The following is a 13,659-nucleotide window of genomic DNA, read 5'->3' as shown; positions in this document are numbered from 1 at the left end:
GCGCCTCCCGTCTGCCCGCGAGTCTAACCAGGCGGGCGGACGGGGCGCCAAGGTCACCGCTCGGTCGAGACGATCATCACGGGGCAGCCGATGCGGCCGAGGACGTCCTGCGCGACCGATCCCAGCATCCCGCCCGACAGGATGCCGCGGCGGTGGGTGCCGATGACGAGCAGCGAGGTCGCGTCGGCGCGGTGCAGCAGCGCCGCGGCGGGGTTGTCGGCGACGAGCTCCTCGACGATCTCGAGGTCGGGGTAGGAGCGCTGCACGCGGTGGACGGCATCCCGCAGGATCTTGCGGTGCCCCTCCTTCACCTGCAGCGGCGAGGCGAGCAGCGCCACCGCGCCCTCGAGCGTCGGCACCGGCATCGACCACGCGTGCACGAGCCGCAGCGGCACACCGGATGCCGCGGCCTCGGACGCCGCCACCATGATGGCCTCGTCCGACGACGGGTCGTCGTCGACGCCGACGGTCACCGGGTTGTCGGTGGCCGTCCAGCCCTCGGGGACCAGGCACACGGGGGAGTGCGCGCGGGCGCTCAGGCGCTGCGGCATCCACCGGGTGAGCAGGTCGTGGATCGGGCGGTCCCTGTGCATGCCGATCACGAGCAGGTCGGCGCTGCGGGCGTCCTCGACCAGAGTGTTCGGCATCTTGCCGTCCAGGCGGTGCGAATCGACGCGCACGCCCGGCGCGAGATCGTGCAGGCGCTGCTCGGCGCGGTGCAGCTCGCGGTCGATGTGCTCGTAGTTGGTGGTGACCATGTTGGTCACGGTGACGAGGTCCACGCGGGCGCCGTCGCGCGCCGCACGCAGAGCCACCCAGTCCAGCGCCGTGCGGGCGGCAGGACTGCCGTCGTATCCGAGGGCGATGTGGGTCATGACTGCTCCTTCGTGCGGGCCGGCGGCTGTGGTCGGCGGTGATTGAACCGTACGAGCGGTGCGGGTCCGCAGTGAGGGTCGAAGGTCCCGGCGAGAGAGGGCTTCGACGGATGCCGGGGGCACCGGCATCCGTCGACCAGTGCCGTGGGACCTTCGGCCCTGATCGCCCCGCGGGCGCCGGGTTGAGATGGGGTGTCGAAAGGAACGGACATGAACGTCGCCGTGGATCGCTTCGCGGGTCGCAGCGTCATCGTCACCGGAGGGGGATCCGGGATCGGTCGGGCCACTGTGGAACGGATCGTCGCCGAGGGGGGCCGCGTGGTCGCGGTCGACCTGTCGGCCGAGCGCCTCGCCGCACTCGTCGACGCGGTGGGGGACCGCGTCGTCACCGTCGACGGCGACCTGACGGACCCGCGGGTCGTCGAGCGCGCGGTGGCCGCCGCGGGGGAGCGCATCGACGGGCTGGTCAACAACGCCGGCATCATGGACGGGTTCGAGCCGACCGCCGAGATCACCGACGAGACGTGGGCGCGGGTGATGGCCGTCAACGTGACGGCCGTCATGACGCTCACGCGCGCGGTTCTCCAGAGGATGCTCGAGCAGGGCGCCGGGTCGATCGTCAACGTCAGCTCCGAGGCGGGGCAGCGGGGATCGGCCGCCGGCACTCCCTATACGACGTCGAAGCACGCGGTGAACGGGTTCACTCTCAGCACCGCGTTCTTCTACACGCCGAAGGGGATCCGGTGCAACGCCGTCTCGCCGGGACCGGTGCAGACGAACATCGAGGCGCCGTTCCATTCGGAGTGGGCCGGGCAACGGCTGGGACCGTTCTTCCAGAGCAACATCCCGCCGATCGCCCAGCCCGATCAGCTGGCGGCCGCCATCACGTGGCTGCTGAGCGACGACGCGTCCAACGTGTCGGGCGCCGTGCTGCCGGTCGACGGCGGCTGGGCGGCGGTCTGACATGCACGAGGCCGCGATCGGGCCCGCGCCGGAGCGCCAGGCGCTCGCCGCGCACGGCGTGGAGACGCTGCGCGAGGACGAGTGCTGGCGACTGCTGGGGACGCGGGGCATCGGCCGCCTCGCGGCGATCGCGGCCGATGGGGGGCCGGACATCTTCCCGGTGAACACGCTCGTGAACGACCGGCGGATCTACTTCCGCACGGGCCCGGGCGAGAAGCTGGTGCAGGTGTCGGCGCGGCCACGCGTCGCCGTCGAGTTCGACGGCGGCGACCCGACGTGGCGGTGGAGCGTCGTCGTCCGCGGCGACGCCCGTCGGATGGACAGGGACGACGAGATCGAAGCGTCCGGGGTGCTCGATCTCGTCTCCCTGTCCCCGACCCCCAAGGACGACTTCGTGTGCGTCGAGCCGACCTCGGTGACCGGCCGCCGCTTCCGCACCGACCACCCGCGCCCCGCCGAGCGCACGTCGCGCGACCCGCGCCCCCGCGCCTGAGCCGCTTCGGCGTCGCCGTGCCGGGCGGGGCGGCTGGGTGTTCGGGCGTCGGCTGCCCGTCCCGTGGCGGCATCGCCCCCTTCGTGCTGAATCGCGCCCCTTCGTGCCGGATCACGCCGCTTCGTGCCGGATCACGCCCCTTCGTGCCGGATCACGCCCCTTCGTGCCGGATCACGCCCCTTCGTGCCGGATCACGTGATGTGTACGAGATCACCCGTTGTGAACCGCGCGCAGCGGGTGATCTCGTGCAGATCACGTGATCTGGGCGCGGTAGACGACGGATGCCGGGGGTCGCGCAGAGCGGCCGGCGAGCTCGATTCGCGGCATCCGCTCGTCTGTCGTAAACTGGTCGGCGGTGACGTGTCCGAGCGGCCGAAGGTGCAACTCTCGAAAAGTTGTGTAGGGTAACCCCCTACCGTGGGTTCAAATCCCACCGTCACCGCCATCGTCGAAACCCCGCGATCCCTTGCAAACACTGGGATCGCGGGGTTTCTGCTTTGCCCGGACAGGCTCGCGGGAAGCGCCGGAAGGTTCGCGCGATCATGGGGTAGCGATGCTGTCTCCCTCAGGGAGGATGTCCTCTGTCGACGAGATCATTGGCGGCACGCGGCCTGAAGCGGGCGCGCCGTTATGTTGGTCGCGTGGATGCTGCTCAACACCCGTCTGCCCGCTCTGCCCGCCGGGCGGCGGGAGTCCGTGATGTCGCCGCCCGCGCCGGGGTCTCGACGCAGACGGTCTCGCGGGTCATCAACGACAGCCCCAGCGTGCGCGCAGAGACGCGCTCGCGGGTTCTCTCCGCAATGGAGGAACTGGGCTTCCGGGCGAACAATGCCGCGCGTGCGCTCGGGACGCGGTCCACGCGCACATTGGGGGTCATCGCCTCGGATGCTGAGCATTTCGGGCCCTCGGCGGGGATCGCCGTTCTCGAAGATGCGGCACGGCAGGCCGGCCGCTGGATCGCGACGGCATATGCCGACGCGGCCAGTGAAGCGTCCGTGCAGGATGCCGCCGAGCGGCTTCTCGCGCAGGGCGTCGACGGCATCGTCGTGCTCGCGCCGCACGCCGGTTCGCTGGCCGCGCTGCAAGCCCGCGTCCTCGAAGTGCCGCTGGGTGTGCTGCACGGCGATCCCGAACCACAGGAGGCGGGGATCGCGCTCGCGGTCTCGCATCTCGCAGACCACGGGCACCGGCGCCTCGCGCTGCTGTCCGGCCCGGCGGACTGGCTGGAGGCGCGCGCCCGGGAGCGGGGATTCGACGGCACCTGCGCGCGGCTCGGTCTCACGGCGGCGGGCCGGTGGGAAGGGGACTGGACGGCGCGCACGGCTGCCGCGCTCGCGCCCGCGCTCGCCGCAGCGATACGCACCCCGGATGGGCCGAGCGCCATCGTCGTCGCGAACGACCAGATGGCTCTCGGTCTCATGGCGGGGCTGCGCGCGGAGGGGGTCGAGGTGCCGCATGACGTGAGCGTCGTGGGCTTCGACGACAATCCGGATGCCGCGTACTATCGCCCCGCGCTCACAACCGTGCGGCTCGATCTGGCGGGCGAGGCCCGCCGGTGTGTCGCCGAGGTGCTCGGACTGCCGGCGCCACCCGCACCGGCCGCGCCAGAACTCGTCGTCCGATCGTCGACGGCGCGCTCGAGCCTCGAAGGCTCAGATCGCTGGGACTGACCGCAATACGCGCCTGCCCGGTCAGCGCGCCAGCCAGCCGCCGTCCACCACGAGGACGTGGCCGTTGACATACGACGCATCGGGGCCGGCGAGGAAGGCCACCGCTCCGGCGATGTCGCCGGGCTCAGCCCAGCGTCCCGCGGGGATGCGCGATCGGATCTCGCGTTCGCGGTCCTCGTCCTCGCGCAGCGCGGCGGTGTTGTCGGTGCGCACATATCCGGGGGCGACGCAGTTCACCGTCACGCCGCGGCCGGCCCACTCGTTGGCCAGTGTCTTCGTCATGCCGACGATGGCGTGCTTGCTCGCCGCGTACGAGACGACGTTGATGCCGCCCTGGAATGACAACAGGGACGCGATCGTGACGATGCGGCCATGACCTCGTGAGACCATTCCCGCCCCGATGGTCTGGGTCAGGGCCCACGGCGCGTTGAGATTCACGTCCATGACGCGGTTCCACGCCTGGCGCTCGTGGTCGACGGCGGGTTCGCGATGGATGATCCCCGCGTTGTTCACGAGGATGTCGATCGGCTCGCCGGCGGCGAGTTCTTCGCCGACCTGGAAAGCCTCTCCGACATCGGACAGGTCGCAGCTCACCGTCGAGACGAGGTGTCCCTCGGCGCGGAGTTCGGCGGCCCCTCGTTCGACGGACGCGCGGCCGAGCATCACCAGCTCCGCCCCGCGCTCCCCGAGCGATCGCGCACAGGCCAGACCGATACCGCCACCGGCGCCGGTGACGAGCGCTCGACGTCCACGAAGTGGTGCGGCGAGGTCGGGCCGTTCGTCGCTTCGCGGGGTGCTCATTGCAGCGTGAGGGGGTCGACGGCGACGACGTCCGTGTAGTCCACATTCTCTCCGGCCATCGCCCACACGAAGCTGTAGGAGCCCGTGGCGCTGCCGGAGTGAATGGACCAGGGCGGCGAGACCACAGCATCCCGGTTGTGCAGCAGCAGATGACGCGTGTCGCCGGGCTCGCCCATCAGGTGGACCAGTGGATTGTCGCCGAGCCCGTCGTAGAGATAGATCTCGGTGCGCCGTGTGTGGACGTGTGCGGGCATGGTGTTCCATACGGACCCGGGCTCGAGCGTCGTGATGCCGAGCACCAGCTGGTTGGCAGCGATTCCGTCGGCGTGGATGTACTTGCGGATGGTGCGGTCGTTGGCGCCTTCGGCGGAGCCGAGGCGCAGGGCTTCGACACCGTCACGAGTGGCCAGGGCGGCCTGGCCCGTCGCGTGAGCCGGGGCGGATACGAGGTAGGCCACACCCTCGCCCGAGATCACGACGTCCCGTGATCCCCTGGGCAGGTAGAGCACGTCATGGTGGCCGATGGCGAACTCGCCCTCGGAGCTCGAAACGTGCAGCCCGCCTTCGAGCCCGACGACAGCCAGCTCACGTCTCTCGAGCAGATGGACAGCGTTCAGATGTGCGGGAGCCTCCATGCGCAGAGGGCTGCCGTCGACCACCGCGCCGCCGAAGAGCATCCGGTCGTCGTGGGTGTAGGCCCAGGTGATCTCTCCCTGCACGAAGAGGCGGGGAGCGACGAATCGCTCGCGGAGGCTCTTGCCGCTCAGGGCGCTGAGGTCGTGCGGATGCGTGCTCCACATCTCAGTCAGGGTCAACGGGTGCTCCCTCGCATCTGCCATAATTTCCACTGGACAGAAAGTAGTTCCTATCTGATGGAAGTCTAGGACAGAATGGCCATCGTTGTCACCGGTTCATGACATGCAGGGCCGGCTCACCGAATCAAGGAGGATCCGTGGCACTTCCGCGAAAGCGCGCCCTCACGGCGTTGGCACTCGGCGCATCTGCGCTTCTCGTCGCGGGCTGCGCCCCCGGCCAGCTCGAGGACGACTCGCAGCAGCCGGTGCAGACTGCGAACCCGGAGGACTTCGCCGGCGAGACGCTGACGTACATGTACTTCACCGACGGTCCCGACGAGCAGGCGACTCGAGAGCTCATCGCTTCCTTCGAGGAGGAGTACGACGTCACCGTGCAGCTCGAGATCCTCCCCTACGCGGATCTCGTCACCTCGACGCTCAACCGTCTTTCCGGCGGCAACGCCCCGGATGTCGCGCGCCTGACCAGCCTCACCGATTTCCGGGACGATCTGCTCGTTCTCGACCCGTACCTCGGCGATGCATATGCCGACGAGTTCCTGCCCGGCCCTTTGCAGGCCGTCCGCAACGAGAACGGTGAGATGATCGCCGTCCCCAGCGATCTGACCATGAACGGCCCCTTCATCAACGTCGATCTGTTCGAAGAGGCCGGCGTGGACATTCCGGACGAGTGGACGTGGGATGAGATGATCGCCGCCGCGACCGAGGTGAAGGAGAAGACGGGCACGCCGTACGCGTTCGTGATGGACAAGTCGGGTCACCGCCTCTCGACCATCCTCAGCCAGTACGGCACGTACATGCTGGACGAGGACGGCAACGCTCTCGACATCGACAAGGCCGAGGAGGCACTCCAGCCGCTGGTCGACATGATGGCGTCGGGTGACATGCCGGCCGACTTCTGGCTCGGGTCGGGCTCGCGATACGCGGGCGGCAACGAGTACTTCCTGGCCGGCGAGACCCCGATCTACCTGTCGGGCAACTGGCAGGTCGCGCAGTTCGCCGACAACGCCGCCTTCGACTGGGCGGTCGCTCCCAACCCGACCGCCGAGAATGCCGGGGGCTTCCCCGGCGGCAAGTTCATGGCCGCGTTCGAGCAGTCCGAGAACCCCGCGCTGGCAGCCGAGTTCATCCGTTTCATGAACGATGCCGAGCACCAGGAGACCTTCGTGACCACCGCGGGCGCGCTGCCCACCCGCGCCGACCTGTCCGAGAGCGGCGTCACCTACGGCGACGAGAAGGCTCAGGCGGCGATGGACGTGTTCCTCGCCGATCTGCTGGTCACCCCCGAGGAGGGATTCGCCGCGAACGGGAACCCCGCGTTCTCGCCCGCTGCGACAGAGCTCGTCAACTCGCTGTCACTCGTCGTGGCAGGTGAGACCGATCTTCGCACCGCGCTGACGTCCTTCAGCGAGAAGCTCGACTCCCTGGTCGCCGAACTCGACTGATGACGACCAGAACCATCACCACGGCCCGTCCGCCGCTCACGCGGTGGACGGGCGGTGGGTGGGGCATGAAGATCGCGCCCTACCTCTTCCTCATCCCGAACATGGTGATCTTCGCCGTGTTCACGATCTACCCGGCTCTCAACGGCTTCAACATGTCGCTGTACGAGTCCAACAACGGGCGCACATTCCGATTCGTGGGGCTCGACAACTACAGCAGGATCCTCACAGACGGGGAGTTCTGGGACGTCGTGCGTCAGACCGCGGTCTATGCGGTCGCCTTCGTCCTCCTCGGGACTCTGATCTCGCTTGCGGCTGCCGCGCTCGTGAACGCCCAGCGCCGCGGCAAGACGTTCTTCCGTGCGGTGTTCTTCATCCCGGTGCTCGTTTCGCCGGTGGTCGTGGGCCTCATCTGGAACTGGATGCTGGAGCGCGAGAACGGCCTGGTCAACATCGCGCTGGGCGGTGTCGGCGTCTCGCCGATCCCGTGGCTCGTGAACGGCACGTGGGCGATGGTGGCGATCATCCTCGTCGGGATCTGGATGCAGATGGGTTTCTACATGCTCATCCTGCTGGCGGGTCTGCAATCGATCGATCCGGCACTCTACGAGGCGGCGCGCATGGACGGCGCGAACTGGTGGCAGCAGTTCCGCGTGATCACGGTGCCGCTCCTGCAGCCCAGCATCGTGGTCGTGGTGGTGCTCGCGACCATCCACGGCTTCCAATCCTTCGACTTCATCTGGACCTTGACCGGCGGCGGGCCCGTCGGTGCGACGACCCTGATGGTGCAGTACATCTACGAGAACGGCTTCCAGTCGCCGATCCGCTACGGGGTCGCGACGGCGGGTGGCGTGCTGCTCTTCCTGACGGTCTTCATCCTGACGCTCATCAACTGGCTCATCAGCCGAAAGAGGGAGGCGGTATGAGCGAGACACGCGCCATCGTCACTCCGCGATCCAAGCGGACCTGGACATCGATCAGCGCCCAGCCCGTCCGGGTGTCCGATGTGCTCCGGGTCGTCCTGCTCGTCTCGGGCGCCCTGGCCTGCCTGATCCCTCTGGTGTGGATGTTCCTCGGCTCGTTCAAGACGCCGACCGAGCTCGCTCAGCGACCGCCCACATTCCTGCCCGATTCCTGGGGGCTGAGCAACTACGTCGAGGCGCTCAGTCGCTTCAACTTCGTGCAGTACCTCACGAACAGCGTCATCGTCACCGTGGCGGCCACGGCGATCACGCTCGTGATCAACGCGATGGCTGCGTACGCGCTCGCGAAGTACAACTTCCGCGGAAAGACGTTCCTCTTCATCCTGACGCTGGCGACGATCATGATCCCGCTCCAGGTGATCCTGATCCCGGTGTACCAGGTGGTGGCATCGCTGGGGCTGGTCAACACCCTGTGGGGCATGATCATCCCGGCGGCGGCGACGCCCACCGGAGTCTTCCTGCTGCGCCAGTACATGCTCTCCATCCCCGACGAACTCATCGAGGCGGCGCGGGTCGACGGCTCTGGAGAGTTCCGCACGTTCGCGCAGATCGTGATCCCGCTCTGCACGCCGGCGCTCGCCGTGGTGGCGATCTTCTCGGTCATGTGGCGCTGGAGCGACTTCCTGTGGCCGCTGGTCATCGCTCAGAGCGAGGCCGTGTACACGCTGCCGGTGGCGCTCGCGCGCTTCAACTCCGAGCTCACCGTGCCGTTCAACCTGATCCTGGCGATGGGTGTCGTCTCGACCATCCCGGTGCTCATCATCTTCCTCATCTTCCAGAGGCAGATCGCGACCGGAATCGCCAACACCGGCATCAAGTAGCCGGCTGTCCACCCACACACCGCGAAGGGAAAGATGTCCCATCTCCTCGCCCCCTCGGGGCGCACTGTTCACGTCACCGACCCGGACGGCACGGTCCGCGATTGGCTGGTGTCTCCCGCCTGGGCGCTCCCCTGCGAGGACCTGCAGGATTTCCTCCCGGCCGAGGGCGAGCCGTGGGGTGAGTCGCGTCGCTTCTCGGACGGGGCGCCGAGCGCCGACGAGGGGCGGTGGGTGCTGACGCAGGGCCCCGATGTCGGACCTCTGAAGAAGCGCATCCTCGAGGCGCACTCGCCGGACCTCCGGCAGGCGCTGCCGCGGATCGAGGAAGGCGCGGCGATCTCGTGGGACGCCTTCGGTGAGACCCATGAGGGCTCGTGGCGGCGCGTACGCACCGGTTGGGACGGATTCCTCGACTGGTCCGCATTCTGCTTCACCCCCGAATACCGGGCCTCGATCGCCAGCACCGTGCTCGAGGTCGACCAAGCCGAGTGGCGTACCTTCGAGGTCCACACGACCGGGCCGTTCGCGCTGTGGGTCGACGGCGAACTCGCGCTCTCGGGCACGACGGTGTCGTACATGGAGCCGGAGGTTCACAGCATCCGTCTTCGCCTGCACTCGCGCACGACCACCGTGCATCTCGCGAGCTGGCAGGTCGCGTTCCGGGAGGTCCGGCACGTCGCACGGCTGCGCGTCGTCGGGTTGCCCGTCCGTGTCGTCATCCCCTCGCCCGGCTCCGATGAGACCGCCGCGCGCCTGGCGGACGGAGTGCTGTCGCGTATCGGATCGCCGAGCTGGGCTCAGGAGGACTCGACCGCCTGGCTGACGGCGCCGGCTGACGTGCGACTGCGTGTTCGCGTCGGGGAGGGCGCCTGGCAGCAGGTGCAGGCCGACGGTCAGGGCCGAGTCGAGTATTCGCTCGTGGACGCCGTCGAGGAAGAGGACCAGGGGGCGGATGTCGCGCGATCCGCCGGCGCATCGATGCTCTCGACCGGTGAGTCCATCGTAGAAGTCGGGCTCGCCGATGAGCGTGCTCCGCAGACCGTGCGTCTGCGAGTGGCCTCACTCCCGCAGGACAGCCGAACCACCAGTGTCGGCGACCCCGCCATCTGGCGGTCCGATGTACTCGCCCATGTCGGGGCCGACGGCGAGGACGTGCGAGAGGTCGGCGTGGCCGGTGTGCTCGCGCGCTATGCCATCGACGAGTCGACGCGTGTCACCGCCGCCGATCTGGCCTCGGCTCGACATCGCGTCGTGACCCGCGGGGACTGCGCCGACTTCGAAGTCATCGCACTGCTTTTCGCCTGGCACTGGATCCCGGGTGAGCAGTGGGAGGCGGGCCTTCGCGACGAGGTGCGCGGCGAGCTCACGTCGATGAAGTACTGGATCACGCAGCCCGGCCTCGACGCCATGTGCTACTTCACCGAGAACCATCAGTTCGTCTGGCACGTGGCCGAGACGCTCGCAGGAGAGGCGTTCGCCGATGACGTCTTCACCGTGGACGGTCGCACGGGACGCGAGCACGCGGACGAGGGACGTGCCCGGGCCGCCGGGTGGCTGGCACGCAAACTCGAGGGCGGGTACAGCGAGTTCGACTCCAACGCCTACCTCGCGATCGACTCGTACGCCTTGGTGGCCCTCATCGAGCTCGCGGCCGACCAGCGGCTGTCGCTGCCGGCGAGGACCCTGCTCGACAAGACTCTGGTCAGCCTTACCAGCAACTCCTGGCGCGGGGTGCACGGCGCGGCCCACGGCCGGTCGTATGTGCACACGCTGCGCAGCAGCCGCTACGAGGAGACCTCACCCCTGCTCCGCCTGATCGGCGGTGTCGGCACCCTCAATGACGCGGTGCTGCCCGTCACCGCCCTCGCGCTCGCCAAGAGGTACGAGATCCCCTCGGTCGTGCGGGAACTCGCACGGACGGAGCCGGAGGAGTGGGAGGGACGACAGGTCTACCGAGGCGCGCTGAAGTTCGAGCGAGACCTGCTGGCCCGTCCCTATCGATCCGACCTGCGCATCCACCGCACGCCGGACGTCATGCTCGCCAGCGTCCAGGACTACCGGTCCGGTCTGCCGGGCCTGCAGGAGCACCTGTGGGGAGCGACGCTCGGCCGCGAGCTGCAGGTCTTCGTCACCCATCCCGCCAACGCGGACACCGGCTCGGCCGCCCGACCCAACGGATGGGCGGGACACCGAGTTCTCGGTCGCGTTCATCAGCACCGCAACGCCGTCCTGCACGTGCAGCGATTCACCACCACTGATTCCCGGCAGAACACCCACCTGTGGTTCCCGACCGCGCAGTTCGACGAGATCGTCCAGCGAGGGGACTGGATCTTCGGTCGCCGGGGCGACGGGTATGTGGCGATCGCGGCCGACGGCGGCGTGCACGCGGTCACGTCCGGCGACACCGCGCAGCAGGAGTGGACACCCCGATCAGGCGGTGCTGCGTGGATCGCCACGGTCGGGCGAAGGGCTGTCGACGGCGACTTCGCGTCCTGGACGGAGCGGATCGCCGAGAGCGACCTCGTGTGGAACCCGGTCGGCGCCCAGGACCCCGGCGTCCGGTGGTCCGGTGCCGGCGGGTCGGCCCTCGAGCTCACCTTCGACGGGCCCTTCCTCATCGACGGGGTGCCGGAGGGCTTCGACGACGGGCGCATTGAGGAGGAACCGCATCTGGCCAACCCTGCAGTGACCCTGCGCTTCGGTGCGGCCGAAGCCGACGTGAGGTGGGGCGGCGAGACCCTGCGACTGCCGATCGCAGCTGCCGTCGACGCCGCGAAGGGGGTGGCGGCGAATCATGGCCGGTGAAGATCTCACGTCGTCCGAGCTCGCCGAACCGGTCCGACCGCCGCTGACCCGCGAGGAATTCCTCGCGAGACAGTCGAGCCTCGAGGACGCGCTTCAGGCCGCGACCGCCGGCCAGGGCATGACGCGGTGGTTCTGGGGTGAGGGCGTGTGCCTGCTCGCTTCACACCGGCTTGCCCTCTCGCGCGGCGAGCAGCCGCCCGCATGGGTGACCGGGTTCTTCGAGCCTTACAGTGCCAGTCCGCCGCTCCTCGAGCATGTCAACAACCTCGCTCCGGGGGCATCGCTCGCCGAACTCCAGAGACTCGCTCCCGACGCTGGCCGGCAGGCCCTTCTCGAGGCCGCACTCGCGTGGTACGAGTCCGCTCCCGAAGCAACGCGCGCACCCAACGGTGCGCTGGAGCATTGGCCGGGCGGAGTCTGGGCGGACACCGTGTACATGGCGGGGCAGTTCCTTCTTCGCATGGGCTCTGTGCTCGGACGTCAGGACCTGGTCGACGAGGCCGTGACCCAGTGGCTGCTCCACGCGGAACTGCTCCAGCATCCGCAGAACCATCTGCTCGTGCACGGCACCCATGGTGGCGTGCGCATCGACTGCCACTGGGGTCGCGCCAACGCGTGGTTCGCGCTCGCCGGCGCCGACCTGCTCGCAGCCACCGGGGACGACCGCGTCGAATCCCGCCTCGTGCCCCTGCTCGCCGCTGTCGCCGACCTGCAGCCCGAACACGGTGTCTGGGACGTCCTCGTCGACTCCGCGCCCGAAGTGCGCGGGATCATCGAGACATCCGCGGCGGCCGGACTCGGCGCGGCACTCCTGCGCACCGCGACGGCCCTCGGCGCGGAGCGGCTCGGCACCCAGCTTTACAGCCGGCTCTTCCAGGCGGGAGAACGTGCCGTGCTCGGCTCCATGGCCTACGTCGAGAACGGACTCCTGACCCGTGTGAGTGCCGGCACCATCCTGCAGCTGATTCCGTTCGGCTACTCCGTCATCCGCGACGACCGCCCCCAGCCGTGGGGTCAGGGGCTTGCGATGGAAGCGCTCGCGGCGTGGCGCGAAACCCACACGGAGTGATCGCACCGGTGACGGATCGCTTCCCCGCCACAGCGGGACCACACGAGAACACACGGAGGAAGAACCCATGACCGTCGAGACTCGCTACGCTCACAGCCCCGAAGCCGTCGCCGCGATGGACACCGCATCGCTTCGAGCCGCCTTCGTCGCCGACGATCTCTTCGTGCCCGGTGAGGCGCGCGGCATGTACCTTCACCACGACCGCATCCTCGTCTTCGGGGTGGTGCCGGAGCACGGTGAGCTCGCCCTGCCCACACCGGATCAGGTTCGGGCGACGCACGTGCTGCAGCGGCGAGAAGCCGGCATCCTCAATATCGGCGCAGCGGGCGTGGTGCGGGCGGATGACGTCGAATTCGCCGTCGCGCACGGCGAGGCCGTCTACCTCGGACGCGGCACGAGGAACGTGCGATTCCTCTCGGACGATCCGGCCGACCCCGCGGCGTTCTACGTCTTCACCGCCGCAGCCCACACCACCTTCCCGTCCGCACGGATCACGCGCGACGACATGAACATCGTCGACATCGGGACCGCCGAGGAATCCAACCGTCGCACGCTGAACCAGTGCGTCATCGACGGCCGTACCCCGAGCGCCAACATCGCCTTCGGCTTCACGACGGTGCACGCCGGAAGCGCGTGGAACACGATGCCGCCCCACACGCACGACCGCCGGACGGAGTGCTATCTCTACTTCGACCTTGCGGAGAAGGACCGCGTGTTCCATGTTCTCGGGCTTCCCGAGGAAACCCGGCACGTGGTGGTGGCGAACCGTCAGCTGGTCGCGTCGCCCAGTTGGTCGGTACACTTCGGCGCAGGCACCGGGGCATACAGTTTCGTCTGGGCGACGGCTGGGGAGAACGCCGCCTATGACGACATGGATCACGTCGACGTGACGACGATCCGTTGACCCCCACCTCGGGAGTGAACC

The 13,659-nt window shown here is 68.7% G+C and carries 12 protein-coding genes and 1 tRNA gene; 10 read left to right on the top strand and 3 right to left on the bottom strand.

Translation table 11 applies throughout. The annotated features are described in order from the left end of the window. Positions 1-53: 53 nt before the first annotated feature. Positions 54-875: a universal stress protein gene (locus ACYVF4_RS06175; protein WP_460720855.1), complete on the bottom strand. Its 822-nt coding sequence runs from the start codon at positions 873-875 to the stop codon at positions 54-56. Between the two features lie 210 nt (positions 876-1,085). On the opposite strand from ACYVF4_RS06175, the gene ACYVF4_RS06170 reads away from it, so the two are divergent. The 4 genes from ACYVF4_RS06170 to ACYVF4_RS06155 all read left to right on the top strand — a co-directional run bounded on the left by ACYVF4_RS06170 (position 1,086) and on the right by ACYVF4_RS06155 (position 4,001). After that, positions 1,086-1,838, top strand: coding sequence for an SDR family NAD(P)-dependent oxidoreductase (locus ACYVF4_RS06170; protein ID WP_460720853.1), 753 nt, complete (start codon positions 1,086-1,088; stop codon positions 1,836-1,838). Position 1,839: 1 nt separating this feature from the next. Continuing rightward, positions 1,840-2,331 carry a pyridoxamine 5'-phosphate oxidase family protein gene (locus tag ACYVF4_RS06165; protein WP_460720851.1) on the top strand — a complete coding sequence of 164 codons (492 nt, stop codon included), beginning with the start codon at positions 1,840-1,842 and terminating at the stop codon, positions 2,329-2,331. 354 nt (positions 2,332-2,685) lie between these two features. Then, a tRNA-Ser gene (locus ACYVF4_RS06160) sits at positions 2,686-2,776 on the top strand. A 196-nt stretch (positions 2,777-2,972) separates the two neighbouring features. Continuing rightward, complete coding sequence (locus ACYVF4_RS06155; RefSeq protein ID WP_460723058.1) at positions 2,973-4,001, top strand: LacI family DNA-binding transcriptional regulator; 1,029 nt, start codon at positions 2,973-2,975, stop codon at positions 3,999-4,001. A gap of 21 nt (positions 4,002-4,022) precedes the next feature. On the opposite strand, the gene ACYVF4_RS06150 is transcribed toward ACYVF4_RS06155, so the two are convergent. Together ACYVF4_RS06150 and kduI (ACYVF4_RS06145) are read right to left on the bottom strand one after the other, a co-directional pair. Continuing rightward, entirely contained in the window at positions 4,023-4,802 is a 780-nt protein-coding gene (locus ACYVF4_RS06150; protein ID WP_460720849.1) for an SDR family oxidoreductase, read from the bottom strand. Then, complete coding sequence (gene kduI, locus ACYVF4_RS06145; protein ID WP_460720847.1) at positions 4,799-5,617, bottom strand: 5-dehydro-4-deoxy-D-glucuronate isomerase; 819 nt, start codon at positions 5,615-5,617, stop codon at positions 4,799-4,801. The genes ACYVF4_RS06150 and kduI (ACYVF4_RS06145) overlap by 4 nt, the downstream gene beginning before the upstream one ends. Positions 5,618-5,754: 137 nt before the next feature. On the opposite strand from kduI (ACYVF4_RS06145), the gene ACYVF4_RS06140 reads away from it, so the two are divergent. The 6 genes from ACYVF4_RS06140 to kduI (ACYVF4_RS06115) all read left to right on the top strand — a co-directional run bounded on the left by ACYVF4_RS06140 (position 5,755) and on the right by kduI (ACYVF4_RS06115) (position 13,638). Beyond that, complete coding sequence (locus tag ACYVF4_RS06140) at positions 5,755-7,059, top strand: ABC transporter substrate-binding protein (RefSeq protein ID WP_460720845.1); 1,305 nt, start codon at positions 5,755-5,757, stop codon at positions 7,057-7,059. Next, positions 7,059-7,982: a carbohydrate ABC transporter permease gene (locus ACYVF4_RS06135; protein WP_460720843.1), complete on the top strand. Its 924-nt coding sequence runs from the start codon at positions 7,059-7,061 to the stop codon at positions 7,980-7,982. Before ACYVF4_RS06140 ends, ACYVF4_RS06135 begins: the two co-directional genes overlap by 1 nt. After that, positions 7,979-8,860 (top strand): carbohydrate ABC transporter permease, encoded by an 882-nt coding sequence (locus tag ACYVF4_RS06130; RefSeq protein WP_460720841.1) that lies wholly within the window; start codon positions 7,979-7,981, stop codon positions 8,858-8,860. Before ACYVF4_RS06135 ends, ACYVF4_RS06130 begins: the two co-directional genes overlap by 4 nt. A gap of 33 nt (positions 8,861-8,893) precedes the next feature. Then, on the top strand, positions 8,894-11,665 hold the full coding sequence (locus tag ACYVF4_RS06125; RefSeq protein ID WP_460720839.1) for a hypothetical protein: 2,772 nt from the start codon (positions 8,894-8,896) through the stop codon (positions 11,663-11,665). Continuing rightward, positions 11,655-12,734, top strand: a complete 1,080-nt coding sequence (locus ACYVF4_RS06120) for a glycoside hydrolase family 88 protein (protein ID WP_460720837.1) — start codon at positions 11,655-11,657, stop codon at positions 12,732-12,734. The genes ACYVF4_RS06125 and ACYVF4_RS06120 overlap by 11 nt, the downstream gene beginning before the upstream one ends. 67 nt (positions 12,735-12,801) lie before the next feature. Beyond that, a complete protein-coding gene (kduI, locus tag ACYVF4_RS06115) occupies positions 12,802-13,638 on the top strand; it encodes a 5-dehydro-4-deoxy-D-glucuronate isomerase (RefSeq protein ID WP_460720835.1) in 837 nt (278 codons plus the stop codon). Positions 13,639-13,659: the final 21 nt, after the last annotated feature.

Source organism: Microbacterium aureliae (assembly GCF_054780155.1).
This window is presented reverse-complemented; position numbering and strand designations above follow the sequence as displayed.

What these genes read in the sequence shown, in the direction of transcription:
- ACYVF4_RS06175 (WP_460720855.1), bottom strand. Translation starts at nt 875, where the DNA reads ATGACCCACATCGCCCTCGGATACGACGGCAGTCCTGCCGCCCGCACG.
- ACYVF4_RS06170 (WP_460720853.1), top strand. Translation starts at nt 1,086, where the DNA reads ATGAACGTCGCCGTGGATCGCTTCGCGGGTCGCAGCGTCATCGTCACC.
- ACYVF4_RS06165 (WP_460720851.1), top strand. Translation starts at nt 1,840, where the DNA reads ATGCACGAGGCCGCGATCGGGCCCGCGCCGGAGCGCCAGGCGCTCGCC.
- ACYVF4_RS06150 (WP_460720849.1), bottom strand. Translation starts at nt 4,802, where the DNA reads ATGAGCACCCCGCGAAGCGACGAACGGCCCGACCTCGCCGCACCACTT.
- ACYVF4_RS06135 (WP_460720843.1), top strand. Translation starts at nt 7,059, where the DNA reads ATGACGACCAGAACCATCACCACGGCCCGTCCGCCGCTCACGCGGTGG.
- ACYVF4_RS06130 (WP_460720841.1), top strand. Translation starts at nt 7,979, where the DNA reads ATGAGCGAGACACGCGCCATCGTCACTCCGCGATCCAAGCGGACCTGG.
- ACYVF4_RS06125 (WP_460720839.1), top strand. Translation starts at nt 8,894, where the DNA reads ATGTCCCATCTCCTCGCCCCCTCGGGGCGCACTGTTCACGTCACCGAC.
- ACYVF4_RS06120 (WP_460720837.1), top strand. Translation starts at nt 11,655, where the DNA reads ATGGCCGGTGAAGATCTCACGTCGTCCGAGCTCGCCGAACCGGTCCGA.
- kduI (WP_460720835.1), top strand. Translation starts at nt 12,802, where the DNA reads ATGACCGTCGAGACTCGCTACGCTCACAGCCCCGAAGCCGTCGCCGCG.